At 75.4% G+C, this 22,344-nt stretch carries 18 protein-coding genes; 14 read left to right on the top strand and 4 right to left on the bottom strand.

The genetic code is table 11. The annotated features are described in order from the left end of the window. Positions 1-7: 7 nt before the first annotated feature. The 3 genes from ACWDCZ_RS17910 (at position 8) to ACWDCZ_RS17900 (ending at position 3,356) form a co-directional block, all read left to right on the top strand. Complete coding sequence (locus ACWDCZ_RS17910; RefSeq protein ID WP_449816355.1) at positions 8-1,027, top strand: N-acetylglucosamine kinase; 1,020 nt, start codon at positions 8-10, stop codon at positions 1,025-1,027. 168 nt (positions 1,028-1,195) lie between these two features. Next, on the top strand, positions 1,196-1,897 hold the full coding sequence (locus tag ACWDCZ_RS17905; RefSeq protein ID WP_449816354.1) for a hypothetical protein: 702 nt from the start codon (positions 1,196-1,198) through the stop codon (positions 1,895-1,897). Positions 1,898-2,255: 358 nt separating this feature from the next. Next, positions 2,256-3,356: a hypothetical protein gene (locus ACWDCZ_RS17900; RefSeq protein WP_449816353.1), complete on the top strand. Its 1,101-nt coding sequence runs from the start codon at positions 2,256-2,258 to the stop codon at positions 3,354-3,356. 122 nt (positions 3,357-3,478) lie between these two features. On the opposite strand, the gene ACWDCZ_RS17895 is transcribed toward ACWDCZ_RS17900, so the two are convergent. Further along, the gene (locus ACWDCZ_RS17895) at positions 3,479-4,141 is read right to left on the bottom strand and encodes a response regulator (RefSeq protein WP_049653795.1); all 663 of its coding nucleotides are present in this window, start codon (positions 4,139-4,141) and stop codon (positions 3,479-3,481) included. Beyond that, positions 4,138-5,418 carry a sensor histidine kinase gene (locus ACWDCZ_RS17890; RefSeq protein WP_449816352.1) on the bottom strand — a complete coding sequence of 427 codons (1,281 nt, stop codon included), beginning with the start codon at positions 5,416-5,418 and terminating at the stop codon, positions 4,138-4,140. Before ACWDCZ_RS17890 ends, ACWDCZ_RS17895 begins: the two co-directional genes overlap by 4 nt. Positions 5,419-5,552: 134 nt before the next feature. Here ACWDCZ_RS17890 and ACWDCZ_RS17885 point away from each other — a divergent pair, with 134 nt between their 5' ends. Together ACWDCZ_RS17885 and ACWDCZ_RS17880 are read left to right on the top strand one after the other, a co-directional pair. Then, a complete protein-coding gene (locus ACWDCZ_RS17885; RefSeq protein ID WP_375873222.1) occupies positions 5,553-6,464 on the top strand; it encodes an ABC transporter ATP-binding protein in 912 nt (303 codons plus the stop codon). Next, on the top strand, positions 6,461-7,333 hold the full coding sequence (locus ACWDCZ_RS17880; RefSeq protein WP_449816351.1) for an ABC transporter permease subunit: 873 nt from the start codon (positions 6,461-6,463) through the stop codon (positions 7,331-7,333). Before ACWDCZ_RS17885 ends, ACWDCZ_RS17880 begins: the two co-directional genes overlap by 4 nt. 77 nt (positions 7,334-7,410) lie before the next feature. On the opposite strand, the gene ACWDCZ_RS17875 is transcribed toward ACWDCZ_RS17880, so the two are convergent. Continuing rightward, the gene (locus ACWDCZ_RS17875; RefSeq protein WP_449816350.1) at positions 7,411-7,974 is read right to left on the bottom strand and encodes a DUF4291 domain-containing protein; all 564 of its coding nucleotides are present in this window, start codon (positions 7,972-7,974) and stop codon (positions 7,411-7,413) included. A 117-nt stretch (positions 7,975-8,091) separates the two neighbouring features. Then, entirely contained in the window at positions 8,092-8,853 is a 762-nt protein-coding gene (locus tag ACWDCZ_RS17870) for a tyrosine-protein phosphatase (protein ID WP_449816349.1), read from the bottom strand. A 330-nt stretch (positions 8,854-9,183) separates the two neighbouring features. Here ACWDCZ_RS17870 and ACWDCZ_RS17865 point away from each other — a divergent pair, with 330 nt between their 5' ends. The 9 genes from ACWDCZ_RS17865 to ACWDCZ_RS17825 all read left to right on the top strand — a co-directional run bounded on the left by ACWDCZ_RS17865 (position 9,184) and on the right by ACWDCZ_RS17825 (position 21,897). After that, on the top strand, positions 9,184-9,960 hold the full coding sequence (locus tag ACWDCZ_RS17865; protein WP_074005604.1) for a GntR family transcriptional regulator: 777 nt from the start codon (positions 9,184-9,186) through the stop codon (positions 9,958-9,960). 145 nt (positions 9,961-10,105) lie between these two features. Next, positions 10,106-11,227 carry a PucR family transcriptional regulator gene (locus tag ACWDCZ_RS17860; protein ID WP_387974920.1) on the top strand — a complete coding sequence of 374 codons (1,122 nt, stop codon included), beginning with the start codon at positions 10,106-10,108 and terminating at the stop codon, positions 11,225-11,227. 392 nt (positions 11,228-11,619) lie between these two features. Continuing rightward, positions 11,620-12,363: a hypothetical protein gene (locus ACWDCZ_RS17855; protein ID WP_449816348.1), complete on the top strand. Its 744-nt coding sequence runs from the start codon at positions 11,620-11,622 to the stop codon at positions 12,361-12,363. 124 nt (positions 12,364-12,487) lie between these two features. Continuing rightward, complete coding sequence (locus ACWDCZ_RS17850) at positions 12,488-14,518, top strand: flotillin family protein (protein WP_049655427.1); 2,031 nt, start codon at positions 12,488-12,490, stop codon at positions 14,516-14,518. Between the two features lie 124 nt (positions 14,519-14,642). After that, entirely contained in the window at positions 14,643-19,400 is a 4,758-nt protein-coding gene (locus ACWDCZ_RS17845) for a DNA repair ATPase (RefSeq protein WP_449816347.1), read from the top strand. A 34-nt stretch (positions 19,401-19,434) separates the two neighbouring features. Further along, entirely contained in the window at positions 19,435-19,845 is a 411-nt protein-coding gene (locus ACWDCZ_RS17840; RefSeq protein WP_449816346.1) for a PPOX class F420-dependent oxidoreductase, read from the top strand. A gap of 137 nt (positions 19,846-19,982) precedes the next feature. Then, positions 19,983-20,123: a hypothetical protein gene (locus ACWDCZ_RS17835; protein WP_449816345.1), complete on the top strand. Its 141-nt coding sequence runs from the start codon at positions 19,983-19,985 to the stop codon at positions 20,121-20,123. Positions 20,124-20,138: 15 nt separating this feature from the next. Next, positions 20,139-20,837 carry a class I SAM-dependent methyltransferase gene (locus ACWDCZ_RS17830; protein WP_449816344.1) on the top strand — a complete coding sequence of 233 codons (699 nt, stop codon included), beginning with the start codon at positions 20,139-20,141 and terminating at the stop codon, positions 20,835-20,837. 7 nt (positions 20,838-20,844) lie between these two features. Continuing rightward, positions 20,845-21,897, top strand: coding sequence for an aromatic ring-hydroxylating oxygenase subunit alpha (locus ACWDCZ_RS17825; protein WP_449816343.1), 1,053 nt, complete (start codon positions 20,845-20,847; stop codon positions 21,895-21,897). Positions 21,898-22,344: the final 447 nt, after the last annotated feature.

The following is a 22,344-nucleotide window of genomic DNA, read 5'->3' as shown; positions in this document are numbered from 1 at the left end:
GGACCTGATGACCCACCAGCCCGAACCACTCCTGCCCGGCGTCCTCGCCATCGACGCGGGGAACTCCAAGACCGACGTCGCCCTGATCGGCACCGACGGCAGCATCCTCGGCACCGCCCGCGGCGGCGGCTTCGAACCGCAGAAGATCGGCGGCGCGGCGGCCGTCGCCGGCCTCGCCCCGCTGGTCGAGCAGGCCGCCGCCGAGGCCGGCCACCCGTCCTGGAGCGGCGTGCTCACCGGCCACGTCAGCGCCTGCCTGGCCAACGCCGACCTGCCGGTCGAGGAGGAGGCGCTGCGGGTGGCGCTGGAGTCCCACCCCTGGGGCGCCGGCAACACCGTCGTCAACGACACCTTCGGCCTGCTGCGGGCCGGCACCGACGGCCCGCGCGGGGTCGCGGTGGTCTGCGGCGCCGGGATCAACTGCGTCGGCCTGCTGCCGGACGGCCGCACCGCCCGCTTCCCCGCCCTCGGCGAGCTCACCGGCGACTGGGGCGGCGGCTCCGGACTCGCCGTCGCCAGCATGTGGCACGCCGTCCGCGCGGAGGACGGGCGCGGCGGGCCGACCGGGCTCGCCCGCGCCATCGCCGAGCACTTCGGCCTGCCCGGCGCCGGCGCCGTCGCCGAGGCCGTCCACCTCGGGCACCTGCCGCACGCACGACTGCACGAGATCGTCCGGGTGCTGTTCGCCGTCGCGGACGAGGGCGACGAGGTGGCGCGGGGGCTGATCGACCGCCAGGCCGACGAGATCGTCCGGCTCGCGGTGGTGGCGCTCCGCCGCCTGGACCTGCTGGACACCCCGACCCCGGTGGTGCTGGGCGGCGGCGTGCTCGCCTCCCGGCATCCGCTGCTGCTGGACAACGTGACCGCCCGGCTCGCCGAGGCCGCGCCGCTGGCCGAGCCGCGCGTCGTCGTCGCCCCGCCGGTGCTGGGCGCGGCGCTGCTCGGCCTCGACCACCTGGCGGCGGGCGCGCGGGCGCAGGCCCGGGTGCGCGAGGCGTACGAGGCGGGCCGGCCGGTGGCCGCCTGACGGCCGCCACCTGCTCCCCTGCCGCCGCCTGACGGCCGCTCATCGGCTCCCCTCCCCCGCCGGATCCGCACATCCGGCGGGGGAGGGGCCCTGGCGGGAACCACGGGCCGGGCCCCGGTCGTGTTAAGCGGGTACCGCCAACCGCCGCCGCCCGGGGAGACTTGTGTCATGGCCACCCCCCGCATGCTCCTCGCCGCCGCCCTGCTGGCCTGCGGCGCCGCCGCCGTCCTCACCGGCTGCACGCCCGCCGACTCCGGCCCCACCGTGGCCGCCGCCTCCGCCGCCGCGCTGGCCGACGAGGGCGCGGACGACCTGCTGGACGAGGACGACGGCCTCTTCTACGAGGAGGAGGAGTACTACTCCGGCTCGGCCGAGCCGTCCGCCGCCTTCTCCTCCGCCTCGCCCGACTCGTCCGCTTCGCCCGACGTGCCCGCCCCGCCGGACTCGCCGGACTCGCCCGCGTCTCCCGACGAGCCCTCCGCCGAGCCCTCCACGGAGTCTTCCACCGGGCCCGGGTGCGCCGTTCCCACCGGCCGCCCCGGCCACGAGTTCCTCGTCGTCGTCTCCGCCGGACCGGCCGAACTCACCGCCCGGGCCGCCCGCTTCAGCTGCGGCTCCGCCCGCTACGAGCCCGTCGGCAGCCCCGTCCACTACGGCTTCGCGGGGGCGGGCGTGGCGGCGACCCTGGTCGACGTCACCCACGACGAACCGGCCAGGACCGTCCGCCTCGACGAGCTGATCGCCCACATCGACGACTGCCTGGCCGAGCGCGAACCGGCCGACCCGTACGGCTGCCACGGCAACGCCTACGACGTGGTGCTGGACTCGCACGGCCGGATCATGCGGATCGGCGAGGTCGAGGGCCCCTGAGTCGGCCTTCGGCGACGACCTGACGGCGCATACGGTGTAGAAGCGCCTCTCAACTGTTGGCATTCGGCTGCGCTACGCGCATCAACCCACGTCCAGCTGCGGGCTTTTGACGTTCGCTACGTCCGCCCGGGCGTTCCTTGGGGCGGGTCTTACCCTTTGCGTGCTTGAAGCGGTTTCGGCGGCGGTGCTTTGCTTCCGGCGGTCGGCGGTGAACCGGTCCCCCATCCCACCCCGCTGGTCGTCCCTGACGGGCCGCCGGCAGGTCCGGCTCGCCGTCGTCGTGCTCCTCCCCCTTCGTCCCCCACCGTGCCGCCGCGCCGTACCCGGCCGCGGCCGGCACCAGAGAGGAACCCTCACGATGGGCATCTCCCCCACCTCCCGCCGGATGCGACTGCGGGCCCTGACCGGGCTCAGCGCCCTGGCGCTGGCCGCCGCCGGCTTCGCGGCCGCCCCGGTCGCCCAGGCCGCCCAGGACAACCGGCCGGCCGGCGAGTTCGCCGGACAGCCGCACCCCTACCGGCACGGCGCGCACCCGACCAAGGAGGCCGGCGACTCCGCGAAGGCCGCGGGCAACAACCTCAGCTACGGCGGCGGCGTCGACGGCATCGGCGTCACCACCGGCGCGCCGAAGGTCTACCTGGTCTTCTGGGGCTCCCAGTGGGGCACCCAGGGCACCAACTCCAGCGGCTACACCACCCTGACCGGCGACCCGAAGGGCGAGGCCGTCCGGGCGCAGCAGCTGTTCAAGGGCCTCGGCACCAACAGCGAGACCTGGTCCGGCGTCATGACCCAGTACTGCGAGGGCGTCGCCGCGGGCGCGACCAGCTGCCCGACCGGTTCGACGCACGTCGGCTACCCGACCGGCGGCGCGCTGGCCGGCGTCTGGGTCGACGGGTCCGCCGCCGCTCCGGGCCAGGCCAGCGGCAACCAGCTGGCCGCCGAGGCCGTCAAGGCGGCCGGGCACTTCGGCAACACCACCGCCGCCTCCAACCGCAACGTGCAGTACGTGGTGCTGTCGCCGACCGGCACCCACCCGGACGGCTTCAACACCCCGAACGGGGGCTTCTGCGCCTGGCACGACTGGAACGGCGACACCACCCTGAGCGGCGGCGCGGCCTCCTCCCCGTACGGTGACGTGGCGTTCACCAACGACCCGTACGTGACCGACATGGGCAGCTCCTGCGGCCAGAACTACGTCAACAGCGGCAGCGCGGGCACCCTGGACGGCGTGACCATCGTGTACGGCCACGAGTACTCGGAGACCATCACCGACCAGAACCCGGCGGGCGGCTGGACCGACTCGACCGGGTACGAGAACGCCGACAAGTGCTCCTGGAACGGGGTCGGCGGGACGGGCGGCGCGCAGAACGTGACGTTCGCGACGGGCTCGTTCGCCATGCAGGGCACCTGGTCGAACGGCGTGAGCGGCTGCCAGATCTCGCACGCGGTCGTCCACTGACGACCGGGTGAGGCGAGCGCCGGAGTGGGCCGTGCGGGCCCGCTCCGGCGCTCTCGCGTGACGCGCTCCACGCGCTTTACGCTCCTTGCGCGCTTTGCGCGCTTTACGCGCTTCACACGCTTCTACGCGCTGACCAGCCCGAACTCGTAGGCCTGGATGACCAGGTGGACCCGGTCGCGGGCGTCGAGCTTGGTGAACAGCCGGGCGACGTGGGCCTTGGCGGTGGCCACGCTGATGGTGAGCTCCGCGGCGATCTCGGCGTTGGACAGGCCCCGGCCGACCAGGGTGAGCACCTCCCGCTCGCGCTCGGTGACGGCCTCGGCGACCGGCCTGCGGGGCCTGGCCGCGGCGTCGGCGTCCGGGCGGGCGGCGAACTCGCCGATCAGCCGGCGGGTGATGCCGGGGGCCAGCAGGGCGTCCCCGGCGGCGACCACCCGGACGCCGTCCAGGATGGTCTCCAGGGCGAGGTCCTTGACCAGGAAGCCGCTCGCCCCGGCCCGCAGCGCGCCGTAGACGTAGTCGTCGTCGTCGAAGGTGGTGAGGACGAGGACGTGGGTGGGCAGGTCCGGGTCGGCGGTGATCCGGCGGGTGGCCTCGATGCCGTCCATGCCGGGCATCCGGATGTCCATCACGGCGACGTCGGGGCGCAGCCGGGCGACCAGTTCGACGGCCTCGGCGCCGTTGCCGGCCTCGCCGACCACCTCCAGGTCGGGGGCGTCGGCGATCAGCACGCGCAGGCCGGTGCGGATGAGCGGCTGGTCGTCGACCAGGACGACACGGATCACGGTCCCACCTCCACGGGGGTCTCGACGGCGGTCCCGACGGCGGTTCCGACACCGGGCTCGCCGGGGGTCTGCACGGCCGGGGTCTGCACGGCCGGGGTCTGCACGGCCGGGGTCTCGGGGAGCGGCAGCCGCGCGGCGACCCGGAAGCCGCCCTCGGGGCGCGGGCCGGCCGCGAACTCGCCGTCCAGCAGGGCGACCCGCTCGCGCATGCCGGCCAGCCCGTAGCCGGTACCGGGGGTGCCGGTCGCCGCGCCCGCGCCCAGGTCGACGACGGTGACGTCGAGCTCCCGCGGCCCGTACCCGACGGTGACGTGGCAGTCCCGGGTGCCGGAGTGCTTGACCACGTTGGTGACCGCCTCCTGGACGATCCGGTAGGCGGCGAGGTCCACCTCGGACGGCAGGGGACGGGCTTCGCCGCGGCGGGTGAGCGCCACCCGCACCCCGGCGCCCGCCGCCTTCTCCACCAGCCGGTCCAACTCACCCAGTCCGGGCATCACTTCGAGCGGCGCCGGCTCCCCCTCGCCCTGCCGCAGCGCGCCGAGCATCCGGCGCAGCCCGGCCAGGGTCTCCCGGCTGGTGGCCTCGATCGCCTCCAGGGCGGCCCGGGTCTCGGCGGGCTGGGTGTCCATGACCCGGCTGCCCATGCCGGCCTGGATCGCGATGATGCCGATGCTGTGGGCCACCATGTCGTGCAACTCGCGGGCGATGCGCAGCCGTTCGGCGGTGATGGCCTGCTCGGAGGCCCGGCCGCGCAGCGCCTCGGTGTGGGCCCGGCCCTGGTGCACGGTGTTGCCGATCAGCCAGGCGATCAGCACGGTGGCGGCGAAGCCCCCGTAGGCGAGCGGGTTGACGGGGTAGTCGTTGACGGCGCCCCAGAGCAGCAGCCCGGCGAGGGTGGCGAGCGGCAGCGCCAGGGCGGTGAGCGAGACCCGGCGGGAGCGGGTGGCCGCGCAGTAGCCGACCACCGCGTCGGCGATCAGGAACTGGAGCGGCGCCGCCTCCGGGACGCCCCACATCCCGAGCGCGAACATCCCGCCCCCGAGCGCCACCACGATGGCGAGCATCGGCAGCCGGACCAGCAGCGTCGCGACCAGGGTGGTGACCACCGCGGTGACCACCATCGGCATGTCCTCGGGATTGCCGTGGTAGTTCAGCAGGTGGTGCAGCTCGTTCTCGCGCGTGAAGAAGCGGAACACGACCAGGGCCGTCCACAGCGCCCCCACCCACACGCCCGCGGGCAGGCGCCTGAGCAGCGGCGGACGGGGTTCGGTGATCATGACGCGATGGTAGCGGCGGCCCGGACGGCGGCACATTGGCCCGGGGGCGTAATCCCCGGGGCCAGTGCGGCCGCCCGCGGTTGTGGCCCGCGGCCCGATGCCCGGGCGGGGGCCCGACCGGCAGCGTTGTCCCCGTGATCGAGATCGAGCGACTGACCAAGCGGTACGGCGCCACCACGGCCGTCGACCAGTTGACCTTCACCGTCCGGCCCGGCACCGTGACCGGCTTCCTCGGCCCCAACGGGGCGGGCAAGTCCACCACGCTGCGGATGATCCTGGGCCTCGACACCCCCACCGGGGGGAGTGCCACCGTGGCCGGGGTGCCCTTCGCGAACCGGCCGCGCGGCCTGCGGCACGTCGGCGCCCTGCTGGACGCGGGCGACGTGCACGGCGGGCGCAGCGCCCGGGCACACCTGTCGGCCCTGGCCCGGAGCAACCGCATCCCGCTCCGGCGGGTGGACGAGGTGCTGGCCGAGGTCGGGCTCGGCAAGGCCGCCGGGCGCCGGATCGGCGGCTACTCGCTGGGCATGAAGCAGCGGCTCGGCATCGCCGGCGCGCTGCTCGGCGACCCGCCGGTGCTGCTCTTCGACGAGCCGCTCAACGGGCTGGACCCGGAGGGCGTGCTCTGGGTACGCGGGCTGTTCCGCCGGCTCGCCGCCGAGGGGCGCACCGTCTTCGTCTCCAGCCACATGATGGCCGAGATGGAGCACACCGCCGACCACCTGGTGGTGATCGGGCGCGGCCGGCTGATCGCGGACGAGAGCCTCGCCGAGTTCTCGGCCCGCAACGCGGTCTCCTCGGTGGCCGTCCGGGGGCCCGAACTCGCCTCGCTGGCCGGGGTCCTGCGCGCGGAGGGGGCCGAAGTACGGCTGACGGAGCCGGGGTTCGGGACCGTCACCGGGATGCCGGCCGAACGGATCGGCGAACTCGCGCTGCGGCACGGCGTGGTGCTGCACGAGCTGGCCGCCCGGACGTCGTCGTTGGAGTCGGCGTTCATGTCCCTGACCGCCGACAGCGTCGAGTACCTGGCAGGAGAAGCCCGATGAGCAGCATGGCCCTTGATTCCACCGGTTCCGGCGGTTCCACCGGTTCCGTCGCCGAGCCGGCCCCCCGGTTCCTCGACCTGCTCGCCGCCGAGTGGATCAAACTGCGCTCGCTGCGCTCCACCTACTGGGTGCTGGCGCTGGCCTCGCTGGTGGCGATCGCGGTCAACGTGAACGCCGTCCACACCGACCTGACGTACATCGACCACCCGCCCGCGCCGATGCCCGGGCGCTCGCCGTACACCTACGACCCGCTGTTCCACGGCCTCGGCAGCATCGCGAGCGACCTGATGGCGGTCGCGGCCGGCAGCCTCGGGGCGATCACCGTCTTCGGCGAGTACACCACCGGCCTGATCCGCACCACCTTCGCCGCCGTCCCGGACCGGCGCGGCGTGATCGCGGCCAAGGTGCTGCTGATCGGCGGGATCACCGCGCTCGCCGGGCTCGTCGTCTCGGCGGTCTCCTTCCTCACCATCAACGCGATGCTGGCCTCCCGGCACGTCGGGCTCTCCATCACCGACGAGGGCTGCCTGCGGGCCGTGCTCGCCTACGCGGCGATCGTGCCGGTCTGCGCGCTGATCGGGATGGCGCTGGGCGCGCTGCTGCGGCACGCCACCGCCTCGATCGTGTCGCTGGTGATGCTGATGTTCATCCTGCCGATGATGTTCGGCGGGGACCGCTACCGGTGGCTGAAGGAGATCGGCACCCACCTGCCGCTGGCCACCGTGCAGCGGCTCACCATCACACCGAACTCCAGGACCACGATGGGGAAGTACGCGCCGAGCGTGCTGGACTCGTGGATCACCATGGGGGTGTGGGGCGCGGTGGCGGTGGCGGTGACGGTGGTCGTGGTGCGGCGGCGGGACGTGTGAGGCCCCGGGTCGCCCCGGGCCTCTGGTCGCCCCAGGTCTCGGGGCATCCCAGGCGGCGGGTCACCCCGGGCCTCGGGTCACCCCAGGCCGAGGCGCCGCGCCGTCGCGGCGGGCAGCGGGTACGGGCGCTCGGGCGGCAGCAGCCGCAGCGCCTTCGCCGCCTGCCCGCCGCGGACCAGCGCGGCGATCCGCTGCACCTGCGGGGTGAGGTCGGTGAGCCCGACGACCCACTCCTCGGCGTAACGGCGGACCAGCGACCGGCCGACGCCCACCTGGATGCTGTAGTGGTTCAGCGCCGCCCCGCGCAGCGACCGCTCCGGGTCCCACTGCACGTGGACCTCGGCGCGGGCCACCTCGTCCGGGTGCGCGGTGGTCAGGACGGCGCGGGCGAGCGCCTCCTCCCAGCCCTCCCGGGTGATCCGGACCGCCAGCACCCTGGTCTGGCCGGGCTTCTGCGCCCAGTTGCTGCGGTGCATCAGCCAGCGGAACGAGGGCTTGATCCACGTCATCCGGTGGAAGCCGAACGGCGCCGTGAACCGGCCCGCCGCCAGCGCCGCGTCGGCGATCGCCGACGGGTAGGCCTGGTAGAGCACGATCGTCCGCCCGTCGTGGTCGGCCCGGATCTCGCGCAGAGCGGTCATCCCGCGCCACCCCCTTCCGCCCCGGCACGCTGCCCGCCCGGCCACGCTGCCAGCACCGACGGCACGGCGCAACGGGATTAGGGCACGCCTACGGGCGCGGCGCTACGGCCCCCGGGGTCAGGCCGCGGCGGCGCCCGCCTTGGTGCGGAAGGCGCCGAGGGTGGCCGCCGGGACGCCGCAGGAGGGGAGGAAGGAGGCGGCGCCGCCGTGGTGGGTGCGGACGCGGTCGAGGAAGACGGACATGGCCTCGGCCGGGGCCTCCAGGAGGGGCGCGGGGATGGTCAGGTTGCGGCCCCGGGAGTCGGTGACGCGGGAGGTGGTGCGGTCGTTGAGGGCGGTGCGGTGGCGCTCGGCGAGGCCCGCGAAGATCTGCGGGAGGGCGTCGGCGGTGCGGGTGTAGTCGGCGACGATGCGCTCGGCGGGGACGCCGAGGAGGTCCAGCAGGAGGGCGGTCAGCAGGCCGGTGCGGTCCTTGCCGGCGGCGCAGTGCAGCAGGACGGCGCCGGGGCGGACGGTGGCGTCGACGGCGGCGGCCACCGCGTCGGGCGCGGACTCGGCCAGCAGGACGTAGAAGTCGCCCAGGTCGGCGGCGGTGGCCATGGTGCCCATCCGCGCGGTGAGGGCGTCGGTGGCGGGGTTCACCGGGGCGGCGACGACGGATATCCCGGCGGACTCGGCGGCGGCCCAGTCGGCGGGGTCGGTCTCGCGCGGGTCGCGCAGGTCCACGATGGTGCGGATGTCGCAGCCGCGCAGCTGGGCGACGGTGGCCTCGTCGGCGGCCGGGAACGGCTGGGCGGAGCGGTACAGCACACCGGGGCGGACCCGCCGGCCCTCGGGGTCGCCGAGGGCGGCGGCGTCGCGGAAGTTGACCAGGGACATGCGGGAGGCCTTTCGGTGGGGCCGCACCCGGGAGGAGACGGGGAGATCCGGAGGCGGAGACATCTAGACGTCTAGATGTGTAACCCCTCGGGGGGCCGCCGGGCAAGCCTCGGTGGCGCGGGTCTCGCCGACGCGGGCCTCGATCGGTACATCCTTCTATCCCACGCCCATCGCCCGCCCACGGCGACCCGGGGGCCGCGGTGTCCCGTACGGCACGTCGCCCGGGCGGCACGGGCGGTGACGAGGGGCACAGGCGGCACAGGCGGCACAGGCGGCACAGGCGGCACGAGCGACGCAGGCGGCCCGGGCGGGCTCCGTAGGATCGGGCCCGTGGCGACGAACCCCCCGGACACCCCGAGCTCCCCGAACACCCCGGTGTACCGCCGCCTGGCCCGCCGGCTCCAGGAGCGCGTCGACACCGGCGCCTACCCGCCCGGCACCCGGCTGCCCAGCGAGCCCGAGCTGAGCGCCGAGTTCGGCGTGAACCGGCTGACCGTACGGCAGGCGGTGGCGGAGCTGGAGCGGGCCGCCGTGGTGGAGATCCGCCGGGGCGTGGGCACCTTCGTCCGCCCGCCCGCCGTCCGGGTGTCGATCGCCGTGGACCCGCGCAGCCAGCGCTTCGACCTCGGCAGCGTGCCCACCGCGCTGCCGAACGACGAGTCCACCGACGGCGAGTTCGTGGTGGCCGCCCCGCCCGTCACCGGCTCGGCGCAGGACGCGGAGGCGGCCCGCCAGCTGGGCCGCACTCCGGCGGAGCTGTCCCGGGTGGACTCGGTGATCCGGCTGGGCGGGCGGGCCCGGGCGGCGTGCAGCTACTGGGTGCCGTTCGGCCCGCTGCCCGCCGAGCTGGTCCGGCCGGGCCGCCCCGGGAACCTGGTGCCGGACCTGGCGCGGGCCGCCGGGGTGGAGCTGGAGTACGACTGGCGGGCCTTCGGCGCCGTCGGCGCGGACCTCGCGGACGCCGAGCTGCTGGGCGTCCCGCCGGGCACCGCGCTGCTGGTGCGCGAGGGGGTCAGCTGCACCCCGGACGGCGCTCCGGCGCTGTACGTACGGCGGCGGATCGACGGCAGCAGCGCCCGCTTCGTCCTGCACTTCCGGGACCGGTAGCGGGGGCCGCCGCGGCGGGCGGCAGCGGCCGGCGGCCGGGGCCTCCCCGGCCGGTGGCAGGGGCCGCCGCGCCCGTTCCCGGCCGGAGCGCCCCTGATAAATTCAGCGCCGAAATACCGGGCCGCACGGGGGTTGGCAGGACAGGGTGACCGAGGAGATCGACTACGACATACCGACCGAGCTGGCCGAGGTCTACCTCGTGCTGCTCGCCGACGTCTCCCGCACCGGCCGGCTGCTGCGCCGCGAGGAGCTGGAGCGCCTGCGGAGACTCGGCGAGCACTGCGCCGAGGCCGGGCACGGGCTGCGCGAGGTGGTCGCGCACTGCCTGGCCGCGGCCCGGCGGGCCTGGCAGACCCTGCCCGGGACGACCTCCGCGAGCAGCGTCACCGAACTGCGCCGGACCGGCGACGCGGTGCTGGCCGCCACCGACGCCGCGCTGGCCGCGCTGGGCGAGGGCCACGAGCGGGCCCAGCGCCTGGCCGTCCGCCAGGAAGAGGCCGCCCGGCGGGAGTTCATCGACGACCTGCTGTTCGGCCGCAGCGACCTCGGGCTGCTCGCCGAGCGCGCGGAGCGGTTCGGGCTGCGGCTGGCGGGCGCGTACACGGTGGCGGTCGCGGTGGGCGACGAGCCGTTCGCGGACGTCCATCCGCTGGTGCACCGGGTGGAGCGGGAGCTGGCCGGGCGGTTCGGCGAGCGGGACGTGCTGCTGGCCAGCAAGGACGGCCGGCTGGTGTGCATCGCCCCGGACTCCGAGCGGGCCGTGCTGGAGGCCTTCGCCGAGCTGACGCTGCGTCCCGGGACCGGCCGCGGCTACCAGCCGGTCCGGCGGGTGGCCACCGGCCGCCGGCACTCGGGGCCGAGCGGGGTGCTGCGCAGCTACGAGGAGGCGCTGGACGCCCTGGACTACGCGCAGCGGCTGGGCCTGCCGGCCCGGCAGCTGCGGGCCGAGGAGCTGCTGGTCTTCCCGGTGCTGATGCGCGACCGGTCGGCCATGGCCGACCTGGTGCGCACCGTGCTCGGCCCGCTGACCGAGGCGCGCGGCGGCGCCCGTCCGCTGCTGGACACCATCGCGGTGCAGGCGGAGGCCGCGTACGTGAACGCGGAGGCGGCGCGCCGGCTGGGCCTGAGCGTGCGCACCCTGGGCTACCGGCTGGAGCGGATCAAGGCGCTCACCGGGTACGACCCGGCGGACGCGCTCCAGCGCTTCACCCTGGAGACGGCGGCCATGGGGGCGCGGCTGCTGAACTGGCCGGAACAACCGCTGTAGTGCGTGGGACTACCGCTGTAGTGCTCGGAACAACCGTTGTAGTGCACGGAACAACCGTTGTAGTGCACGGAACTACCGCTGCGGTGCGCGGCGTTACCGCCGTGGTGCGCTGGACTACCGCCGTAGTGCGCGGCACGACGGCCGTAGTCCCCGCCGCCCAGGGAAGGGCCGCCGCGGTCCCGCCGCGCGAAACCCGCGCGGCGCCGCTGCGACCGTCCGGCGCCCGTCCTGTTGCCTGGTTGTTGCAGTGTCACGCGGGCCGCGTGTACCAGGGTGTCAAGAGGGCGTAAAGATTGCCGGATCCTGGCAATGTGCGACGGGCCCCGGCGCTGTCATGATCTCCCCGGTGCCGAAGCGCGGCGCCGGTGGAGAGGCGGGGGAGGGTGGCCGGGATGGGGGGATTCTTCGCGGCCGCGCTGGCCTTTCCGACGGCGCTGTTCAGCTTCGCGCTGGTGGTGGTGGTCGGGTACTGGTTGCTGATGCTGTTCGGCGGCCTCGTTCCCGGCGCCGTGCACGGGGGGCACGACGCCGGGCACCACATGGACGTCGGGCACGCGGGGCACCACCTCGGTGCCGAGCACGGGGGGCACGTCGGACACGGGGGGCACGGTGCCGGGGGGCACGGTGCCGGGGGGCACGGTGCCGACGGGGGACCCGACCGGCCCGGGGAGGGCCACCACACGGGCGTGCTGGACGCGCTGGGACTGGGCGGGGTTCCCGTGACGGTGGCGGTGTCGCTGCTGGTCGCGCTCGCCTGGTTCGTCAGCCTGGCCGGCACCGTCCTCACCTCGGGGGCGCCGGCGCGCGGCGGCGTGTTCGTCGTCGCGCTGGCCGCCTCCTGGGCGGGCACCCGGGTGCTCGTCCGGCCGCTGTCGCGGCTGTTCCCGCAGGACCGGCCGGCCACCCGGGGGGACTTCGTCGGCCGGGTCTGCGTGATCCGGACCGGCCGGGTGACGGCCGACTTCGGGCAGGCCGAGGTCACCGCGGAGGACGGCTCCACCGCGACCGTCCAGGTCCGCACGGCAGAGCCCGAACCGGGCCTGACGGCCGGGCGGACCGCCCTGATCTTCGACTACGACGCCGTGGGCGAGCACTTCCTGGTGGCGCCCTTCGAGCCGCCGTCCACCGGCGTCTGATCCCCGGCCTCCCGTTCCCCGGCCGGCCCTCCGCCACCGCACGTCCCTTTCGCACCACCTCTTCCCATCGACTCCTCGCACCACCTCTTCGCTCCAACTCGCCATCTCGTCAAAGGACTCCGTGATGGACACCATCGCCGTGGGTTTCGGCGTGCTCGTCGCCGTCGTGCTGCTCATCCTGCTCGCCATGCTGCTGTTCGTGGGCCGCCTGTTCCAGAAGGTCGAGCAGGGCAAGGCACTGATCGTCTCCCGGACGAAGAAGGTGGACGTGACCTTCACCGGCGCGATCGTCCTCCCGGTGCTCCACAAGGCGGAGTTGATGGACATCACCGCCAAGACGGTGGAGATCCACCGGGCCGGCCGGGACGGTCTGATCTGCCGGGACAACATCCGCGCGGACATCCGGATCTCGTTCTTCGTCCGGGTCAACAAGACCGTCGAGGACGTCATCAAGGTCGCGCAGTCGATCGGCACCGCCCGGGCCAGCGATCCGCAGGCGATCCAGGAGTTCTTCGCCGTCAAGTTCGCCGAGGCGCTCAAGACCGTCGGCAAGCAGCTGGACTTCACCGACCTGTACACCCACCGGCACGAGTTCCGGGACCAGATCATCGCGGTCATCGGCACCGACCTCAACGGCTACACCCTTGAGGACGCGGCGATCGACCACCTGGAACAGACCCCGATGAACCAGCTGGACGCCGACAACATCCTGGACGCCCAGGGCATCCGCAAGATCACCGAGCTGACCGCGATCGAGCACGTGCGCACCAACGAGTACCAGCGCACCGAGGAGAAGGAGATCACCCGGCAGAACGTGGACGCCCGGGAGGCCGTCCTGGAGCTGGAGCGCCGGCAGGCCGACGCCGAGATCCGCCAGCGCCGTGAGATCGAGACCCTGCGGGCCAAGGAGGACGCGGTGATCGCCCGGGTGCAGGAGGAGGAGCGGCTCAACGCCCAGACCGCCTTCCTGCGCACCGAGGAGCTGCTCGGGGTGCAGCGGGAGAACCAGGCCCGCGAGGTCGCGGTGGCGCAGAAGAACCGCGAGCGGGTGATCGCGGTGGAGAACGAGCGGATCGAGAAGGACCGTCTGCTGGAGGTCGTCGGCCGCGAGCGGGAGACCCAGCTCGCCACGATCGCCAAGGAGAAGGAGCTCGAGTCCGCCAAGCGCGAGGTCGCCGACGTGGTCCGCGAGCGGGTCGCGGTGGACCGCACCGTCGCCGAGCAGGAGGAGGCCGTCAAGACCCTGCGCGCCACCGAGGAGGCCGAGCGCGTCCGCAAGGCCGTCGTGATCCAGGCCGAGGCCGAGGCGCAGGAGAAGCTCGTCAAGGACATCAAGGCCGCGGAGGCCGCCGAGCAGGCCGCCACCCACAAGGCCCGCGAGGCGCTGGTGCTGGCCGAGGCCCGGCAGCAGGCCGCCGAGCTGGACGCGGCCGCCAAGATCCGGATGGCCGAGGGCGTCCGGGCGGAGGCCGCGGCCGAGGGCCTGGCCCGGGTCCAGGTCCGCGAGCAGGAGGCCGCGGCGGTGGAGAAGGTCGGCCGCGCCGAGGCCGTCGTCCAGGCGGAGAAGGCCAAGGCCGCCGCGCTGGAGATCGGCGGCCGGCTGAAGGCCGAGGCCGAGGGCCTGACCGAGAAGGCCGCGGCGATGGCCAAGCTGGACGAGGCCTCGCGCGGGCACGAGGAGTACCGGCTGCGGCTGGCCGCCGAGAAGGACGTCCGGCTGGCCGGGCTGGACACCCAGCGGCAGATCGCCGAGGCCCAGGCGGCGCTGGTCGCGGCCGGGCTGGAGAAGGCGAAGATCGACATCGTCGGCGGGGACTCGGTGTTCTTCGACCGGCTGGTGCAGTCGGTGTCGGCCGGCAAGAGCGTGGACGCCTTCGTCGCCCACTCGCAGACCGCGCAGACCCTGGCCGGGCCCTGGCTGGACGGGCGGGCGAGCTTCACGGACGACCTCACCCGGGTGCTCTCCTCGGTCTCCACGGCCGACGTGCAGAACCTGACGGTGTCCGCCCTGCTGATGAAGCTGATCGGCTCGGGGGCCGGCGACCAGGCCGGTCAGCTGCGCCAACTGCTGGAGTCGGCAAGGAAGCTGGGCGTCGCGGAGACCCCGATCGGGGCGCTGGCCGGCGGGCTCGCCTCGGCCAACGGCTCCAAGTGATCCGCTGAGCGGGCACGCCGACCGCGCTGAGCGGGCACGCCGACCGCGCCGACCGCGCTGACCGCGGCTACCGATCCAGCCGCATCGATCGCGGCAACCGATTCGACCGAGTCAACTGAGGAACGTGACCGTGACCGTGGACGCCCTCGACGCCCGGCTCGACGCCGGCACCTACGAGGTCCTGCGCGACCGGCTCGCCCGAGCCGCCGCCGAACTCGCCGACCGGGCCCAGGCGTTGAACGCCCGCCGGGTCGCCGAGTTCGGCGGCGGGGAGCTGCGGCTGGCCGGCACCGGACGGCTCACCACCGACCGGGCCTGCCTGCCGCAGGACCTCACCGCCGCCGGCGGGCTGCTGCTGCTCGCCACCCGTCCGACCGAATCCGCCGACGGCGCCGGGGACTTCACCGACGTCCTCGGCCTGCACCACCCCGACCTCTCCCCCGCGCCCGCCGAGGGCACCCTGCTGGACGACCCGCGGCTGCGCCAGGACCTCGCCGACCTGCGGCGCTACTTCCGCGACGCCCGGTTGGAGCGGCTGCGCGCGGTGGACGGCCGGCTGCTCGCCGTCTTCCGCACCGGCCCGACCGCCGCCGACGTCCGGGTGCTGCGCTGGCGCCTGGACGGCGGCCTCGCCGACGACGCCCAGCCGTCCTACCTGGACGGGCGCGGCGAACGCGACCACACCCCCGCCGACGGGCAGCAGCTGCCCTGGACCGCCCTCACCCGGGACGACCAGCTGCCCGCCGGCCCCGGCCGCCCGCCCCGCGCCGACCTGGCCGGCGAGCTGCTCGTCGGCGTCGACGGCGGCCGGCTGACCATCACCGCCCCGGACGGCCGGGAGCTGCACCGCGAGCCGCTGGCCGAGGCCCTGCAGACGCTCGCCGACGCCCGGATCGCCCACGCCCGGCTCGGCACCCTGCTGCTGGTGCGCGTGCGCCCGTACCAGGAGGAGACCGAGCGGCACCTGGTGGTGCACCTGCCCACCGGCACCGTCACCCGGATCGACGCGCTCGGCCAGGCCTGCCTGCGGCTGCCCGCCGACCAGGGTGTGGCCTTCCCCGGCGGCTGCCACCTGGTGGACGGCACCGTGCGCACCTTCGACCAGCCGGTCGACGGCCTGCGCTACGAGCGCACCCTCCTCTCGCCCAACGGCGAGGACGTGCTGTACGAGTTCCGCTCCCCCGCCGACGGCCGCGCCCTGCTCCAGCCGTACAACAGCGTCCGCCAGGAGGCCGCCGCCCCGCTGCCCTGCCAGGGCTACGCGCTGCTCGCCGACGGCACCCTGATCGCGCTGCGCCCGGCCGAGGACGGGCCGACCCGGCTGCACCCCGTCCAGCTCTGGCAGACCCCGTTCACCAGCGAGCGCTTCGCCGCCGAACAGCCGCCCGGCAGCGGGCCGTTGGCCCGGATCGGCAACGCCGACCTGGTCCGCGGCCTGGCCGACTGCCTGGCCCTGGCCCGGCTGGCCGCGGCCGGCGCCGGCACCCCGGCCGGCCACCAGGCCGTCCTCGCCGCCTGCACCCGCACCGCCGACCGGCACCACTGGCTCGGCCAGGACGGCCTCGGCGACCTCGCCGCGCCGCTCGCCGAGATCCGCGACACCGCCCGGCAGGTCGTCGCCGAGTACGAGGCCGTCGCCCAGCTCACCGCGCACGCCGCCCGGCGGACCGACGAGGCCGCCGAGCACGTCGAGGGCCTGCTGCGCACCGCCCGCGGCGAGACCCTGGCCGACGCCGCCGAGTGGGTCGACCGGCTGGCCGGACTGCGCCGCGCCCAGGGCCGCGTCGAGGCGCTGCGCGACCTGCCGCGCGCCGACCCGGAGCGGATCGACGGGCTCGCCGCGCACCTCGCCGAGGGCCTGGCCGAGGCCGCCGACCGCGCCGTCGGCCAGCTCGCCGAGCCGACCGCCTTCGAGCCCCACCGGCAGCGGGCCGGCGAGCTGGCCGAGCGCTGCGCCGCCATCGCCACCGCCGCCGAGGCCGAGCCGCTGGGCCTCGAACTGGGCGGCCAGAGCGAGGCCCTGCAGACCGTCTCGGAGCTGGTCGGCACCCTCGACCTGGCCGACGCCACCACCCGCACCGCGATCCTCGACCGGCTCGCCGACGTGCTCGGGCTGCTCAACCGGGCCCGGTCCGCGCTGACCGTGCGCCGCCGGGAGCTGCGCACCCGCGAGGCCGCCGCCGAGTTCGCCGCCGAGACCGCCCTGCTCGGCCAGGCCACCACCGCCGCGCTCGCCGCCGCCGACACCCCCGAGGCCTGCGACGAGCAGCTCGGCCGGCTGCTGCTGCGGATCGAGCAGCTGGAGACCCGCTTCGCCGACGCCGACCCGGCGCTCGGCGAGCAGCTCACCGCCCGCCGCACCGAGGTCCACGACGCGCTCACCGCCCGCCGCCAGCACCTGCTGGAGGAGCGGGCCCGGCGCGCCGACCGGCTGGCCGCCTCCGCCGGACGCGTCCTCGACACCCTGCACCGCCGGCTGGCCGGTCTTGACACCGCCGCCGAGATCGACGCCGCCCTCGCCGCCGACCCGACCGCCGTCAAACTCCGCGACCTGGCCGGGCAGTTGACCGCGCTCGGCGACCGGGTCCGGGCCGAGGAGCTGACCGGACGGCTGCGCGCCGCCCGCGGCCGCGCCCACCGGGCCCTGCGCGACCGCGCCGAGCTCGCCGGGGACGGCCCCGGCACCCTGCGGCTGGGCCGGCACCTGTTCGCCGTCACCACCCAGCGCCCCGAACTCGCCCTGGTGCCCTGGCGCGGACGCCCCGCCTTCACCCTGACCGGCACCGACTACCGCTCCCCCGTCACCGACCCGGCCTTCGCCGCCACCGAGCGGTACTGGGACCGCCCGCTGCCCTCGGAGACCCCGCGGCTGTACCGCGCCGAGTACCTCGCGGCGAGCCTGCTGCCGGCCGTCGAGGCGGCGGCGCCGCTCACCGACGCCGAGCTGCTGGAGCACGTCCGGCGGGCCGCCGAGCAGCGCCCGGACGAGGGCTACCAGCGCGGCGTGCACGACCACGACGCCGCGCTGCTGCTCCGCGCCCTGCTCCGACTCGACGCCGAGGCCGGGCTGTTGCGCCACCCGGCGGGCGCCCGGGCGGCCGCGCAGCTGTACTGGGCGCACGGCGCCGACGAGCGGCAGCGGCTGCTCTGGCACACCCGGGCCCGCTCGCTGGGCCTCGCCCGGGACGCCTTCGGGGGTGCCCCGGCGCAGGCCGCGCTGGACGCCCTCGCCCGCGAACTCTCCTCCGCCGTCGCGGACTTCGTCCCGGGAGCGGCGCCCGCCGGGCCCTACCTGGTGGCCGAACTGGCCGCCGCCGCACCCAGCTTCGCCCACTCGACGGGCGCCGCCGCGCTGCTCGACAAGTTCCGCGCCGCCCCCGAGTCGGCCGGTCTCACCGAGGCGCTGGCCGCGCTGCCCGAGGAGCCCGAGCTGCTGCCGGTACGGCGCCAACTCGCCGCCGCCTGGCTGGAGTCGGGCGCCGTCGACGCCGATCCGGCGGACCTCGCCGAGGCCGCCGCCGCGCTGCTCTGCCCGTCCCTGCCGCGCCGCCCCGCCGAGGGGGCCGTGGGCGCCCGGATCACCGGGCTGCTCGGCGACCACCCGCGGCTCGCGGGCGGCGCGCTCGACCTCCGGCTGGACGAACTACTCGCCCGGGTGACGGAGTTCGAGCAGGTCGAGGCGCCCGGCTACCGGGCCTACCAGCGGCTGCGCGGCGAACTGCTGGCCGCCGAGCACGCCCGGCTGCGGCTCGACCAGTACCGGCCCGCCCCGCTCAACGGCTTCGTCCGCAACCGGCTGATCGACCAGGTGTACCTGCCGCTGGTCGGCGACAACCTCGCCAAGCAGCTCGGCACCGCCGGGCCCGGCGGACCGGTCGACCGCAGCGGCCTGCTGCTGCTGGTCTCCCCGCCCGGCTACGGCAAGACCACCCTGGTCGAGTACCTCGCCGAGCGGCTCGGCCTGCTGCTGGTCTCCGTCAGCGGCCCCGCGCTCGGCCACCGGGTCACCTCGCTGGACCCGGCCGAGGCCCCCGACGCGACCTCCCGGCGCGAGGTCGAGAAGCTCAACTTCGCCCTGCACGCGGGTGACAACGTGCTGCTCTACCTGGACGACGTCCAGCACACCTCGCCCGAGTTCCTCCAGCGCTTCATCCCGCTGTGCGACGCCCAGCGCCGGGTCGACGGCGTCTGGGACGGCGAGGCCCGCGAGTGGGACCTGCGCGGCAAGCGCTTCGCCGTCGTCATGGCCGCCAACCCGTACACCGAGTCCGGCCGCCTCTTCCGACTGCCCGACATGCTCGCCAACCGCGCCGACGTGTGGAACCTCGGCGACGCCGTCGCCGGGCGCGAGGACCTGTTCGCGCTCAGCTTCGTCGAGAACGCCCTGCCCGCCAGCCCCCACCTGGCCCCGCTCGCCACCGCCGAGCGCGCCGACCTCGACACCCTGCTCGCCCGCGCCGGCGGCCTGCCCGGCGGCACCCTGGCCGGCGCCTGGCCCGCCGCCGAGACCGAGCGGATGACCGCCGTCCTCGCCGGCCTGCTCCACCTGCGCTCCACCGTCCTGGCCGTCAACCGCGCCTACCTGGCCTCCGCCGCCCAGGACGACCGCACCCGCACCGAGCCCCCCTTCCTGCTCCAGGGCTCCTACCGCAACATGGCCAAGCTCGCCCAGCGCCTCGACCCCGCCCTCACCCGCCCCGAACTCGACGCCCTGCTCACCGACCACTACCGCGCCGAGGCCCAGCCCCTGGGCGCCGACGCCGAGGCCCAGCTCCTCAAACTCGCCGAACTCCGTGGCACCCTGACGGAGGATCAGGCGATCCGCTGGGCGGAGCTGAAGCGCTCCTGGTCGGAGCGCGGACGGCCCGGCGAGCGTCCTTGACCTGAAGGGCGCTTGAGCTCCTACCGTCGTCCGCATGACCTTCACCGCGCGCGAACGCGCCTACCTCACCGGCCAACCGCTGGCCCGCCTGGCCACCACCGGCCCGGACGGCTCCCCGCAGGTCCGGCCGGTGGGGTTCCGGCTCAACGAGGACGGCACCATCGACATCGGCGGACCGGACAACGCCCGCAGCCGCAAGTACCGCAACGCCCGGGACCGCCCCGAGGTGTCCGTCCTGGTCGACGACATGGCGCCCGCCGACGATCCGGTCGCGCCCGGCTGGGGCCGCGGCGTGGAGATCCGCGGCCGGGCGGAGGTGCTCGCCGTCGACGTCCCGCCGGGGGCGCCAGACCGGTTCAGCCGGGACGTCATCCGGGTGCACCCCCGGCGGATCGTCACCTGGAACCTGGAGGCCCTGGGCTCCGCCGCCCGGGACGTCGACTGACACCTCGGCGGGCCCGACTCCCCCGCTGTCTGCCCTCCCCCGCCCCACCGATGGAACGATGACCGCACGATTCACTCCATCGGGGTATCCGCGGGCGGCGGGGGTAGGCGGCGCCGCGAGCCGGGTAACCCGCTGGCATGAGCGCTCAGGGACTCGATCTGGCCGGGCTGCGCAGGGTGTACGGGCGGGCGGGGAGCCGGTGGTTCTACACCCGGGTGGCGCGCAACGCGCGGCACTGGGGGTGGACGGAGCCGGGGCAGTCGAAGTGGCGGTTGTAGCGGGCGCAGCGGCAGTTGGAGGACGTGCTGGGGCGCAAGCTGGCGCTGCCGGCGGGGGCGCGGGTGCTGGACGCCGGGTGCGGGGCCGGGGTGGTGGCCCGGGCGATGGCCCTGCGCTTCGGGCTGGCGGTGACGGGGGTCGACGTCCTGGACTTCCACCTCGCCGAGGCGGCCCGGCTCAGTGCCCGGGCCCGGATGGGCGACCGGACGGTGTTCCGCTTCGGGGACTTCCACCGGCTCCCCTTCGACGACGGGGAGTTCGACGGCGCGTACTCGATGGAGACGCTGGTCCACTCCTACGACCCGCCCCGGGCGCTGGCCGAGCTCCACCGGGTGCTGCGCCCGGGCGGGCGGCTGGTGCTGCTCGGCCCGATGAGCACCGGCCCGCTGGACGAAATGGAGCCGGGCACACGGGCGTTGATCGAACCGTACCTGGACGCGATGACGATGACCGGTTCCAAGGTCTACCACGCCGGCAACCTGTCGCGGCTGCTCGCCGAGGCCGGCTTCGAGGTCGAGGAGGCGCTGGACGCGACGCCGTACTACCTGCCGACCTCTGAGGCCGTGTACGCGTACTTCCGGCTGCCGTGGGAGATACTGCGGCGCTTCGGCGATCCGGCCAAGTGGCTCAATCTCCGGTCCACGGTGGAGATGTACGGCGTTCGGGAGCACGTCGCCTGGTACGTTCACACGGCTGTCAAGCCATCGAGGTGAACTCCGCGTGGACGAGCGCTCCGCCCCCCTGCCGTACCCCAGTGGCTGGTTCTGCGTCGGCCGGTCCCGGGACCTGCCGCCCGGGCGGGTGCGCACGGTCCGGCTGATGGGCGAGGACGTGGTGCTGTACCGGACCCGCCGGGGCGCGGTGCGCGCGGTCGGCCCGCACTGCCCGCACCTGGGCGCGCACTTCGGGGCGGGCGGGAAGGTCCGGGGCGAGGAGCTGGTCTGCCCGTTCCACGGCTTCGCCTTCGGCCCGGACGGCTCGTGCACCGGTTCGCCGGACGGCATCCGGTTCCGCGGCGCCCTGGCCGGGCGCCGGCTGTGCGAGCGGGACGGCGCGCTGTTCGTCTGGTGCGGCCCCGGCGGCGGCCCGGGCAACGGTTCGGGCGGCGGTCCGGACGGCGGCGCACCGGCCTGGGAGCTGCCGCCGGCGGTCGGGGTACGGCCGCTGGCGTGGTGGAGCGGGGACGTGCTCTCCCACCCGCAGGAGGTGATGGAGAACAGCGTCGACTTCCGGCACACCCGGGTGCTGCACGGCCTGGACACCCGGGAGACCGCCCCGCCCGAGGTGGCCGGGCCGCTGTTCACCGTCCACCAGCGCACCACGACCCGGTTCCCCGGGCTGGGCGCGGTGAGCCTGGAGCAGCCGGTGACGCTGTTCGGCCTCGGGCTGATGCGCATGGAGGTCGAACTTCCGCAGGTGGGCGGCGCCTTGCGGGTGTGGGTGCTGCCGACGCCGGTCGCGCCGTGGCGGACCAGGGTGCGCTTCGCGGTGACCGCCACGGTGCCGGTGCCGGGGGTCGGCGCGGCGCGGGCCGTCGACCGGGCGGCCTCCTGGGCGGCGCTCCAGGCCTCGGTGCGGATCATCAAGCAGGACCGCCCGGTCCTGGACCACAAGCGGTACCTGGCGCAGCCCCGGCTCGTCCCCGGGGAGCGCTCGATCGGGCTGTTCCGCCGGTGGGCGCGGCAGTTCTACCCCGGGTTCCACCCCGAGCCGGCCCCCGGGTTCCACCCCGACGCCCGCGCCGGGCTCCAGCCGGAGCCGGACGCCTCCTGAGCCCCGGCCGGCGCGGCCGGCGGCTCCCAGTCCGGGTCGGGCAGCCCGGGGACGGCCCGCCCCTCGGCCTGCCAGCGCCGGGCCAGTTCGGCGTAGATGGGCGTCTCCGGACCGGGTTCCGCCACGGGTTCCGGCACGGGCGCCGCCACGGGCGCCGCCACGGGCGCCGCCCACGACTGCTCCGGCGGCCGCTCCGGCGGGCGGCCCGGAGCGCCGTGCAGGATCGTTTCCTCAGCCAGCCGCCGTTCCGGTTCCGGCAGCCTCCCAAAACCACTCACACCCGGCCAACGCGCCCCGCCCGTACCGGGACACGGCCACGTCAACCCGGCTCCCCGCAGGTCAACCCCCTGCGGGGAGCCGCCGGTGCGCAGGAAGTCGGCCCAACATCGCCGCCCAGCGGCTCGGGTTCGTCTGGCTGCTCGTCGGCGGGATCGTGCTCGCCGGGCT

The organism is Kitasatospora sp. NPDC001225 (assembly GCF_053597855.1).
The sequence above is the reverse complement of the archived record's forward strand: the minus strand, read 5'-3'. Positions and strand labels throughout refer to the sequence as shown.

Excerpts from the sequence above, each read along its gene's own strand:
- ACWDCZ_RS17910 (WP_449816355.1), top strand. The coding sequence starts at position 8 with ATGACCCACCAGCCCGAACCACTCCTGCCCGGCGTCCTCGCCATCGAC.
- ACWDCZ_RS17905 (WP_449816354.1), top strand. The coding sequence starts at position 1,196 with ATGGCCACCCCCCGCATGCTCCTCGCCGCCGCCCTGCTGGCCTGCGGC.
- ACWDCZ_RS17900 (WP_449816353.1), top strand. The coding sequence starts at position 2,256 with ATGGGCATCTCCCCCACCTCCCGCCGGATGCGACTGCGGGCCCTGACC.
- ACWDCZ_RS17890 (WP_449816352.1), bottom strand. The coding sequence starts at position 5,418 with ATGATCACCGAACCCCGTCCGCCGCTGCTCAGGCGCCTGCCCGCGGGC.
- ACWDCZ_RS17880 (WP_449816351.1), top strand. The coding sequence starts at position 6,461 with ATGAGCAGCATGGCCCTTGATTCCACCGGTTCCGGCGGTTCCACCGGT.
- ACWDCZ_RS17875 (WP_449816350.1), bottom strand. The coding sequence starts at position 7,974 with ATGACCGCTCTGCGCGAGATCCGGGCCGACCACGACGGGCGGACGATC.
- ACWDCZ_RS17870 (WP_449816349.1), bottom strand. The coding sequence starts at position 8,853 with ATGTCCCTGGTCAACTTCCGCGACGCCGCCGCCCTCGGCGACCCCGAG.
- ACWDCZ_RS17855 (WP_449816348.1), top strand. The coding sequence starts at position 11,620 with ATGGGGGGATTCTTCGCGGCCGCGCTGGCCTTTCCGACGGCGCTGTTC.
- ACWDCZ_RS17850 (WP_049655427.1), top strand. The coding sequence starts at position 12,488 with ATGGACACCATCGCCGTGGGTTTCGGCGTGCTCGTCGCCGTCGTGCTG.
- ACWDCZ_RS17840 (WP_449816346.1), top strand. The coding sequence starts at position 19,435 with ATGACCTTCACCGCGCGCGAACGCGCCTACCTCACCGGCCAACCGCTG.
- ACWDCZ_RS17835 (WP_449816345.1), top strand. The coding sequence starts at position 19,983 with ATGAGCGCTCAGGGACTCGATCTGGCCGGGCTGCGCAGGGTGTACGGG.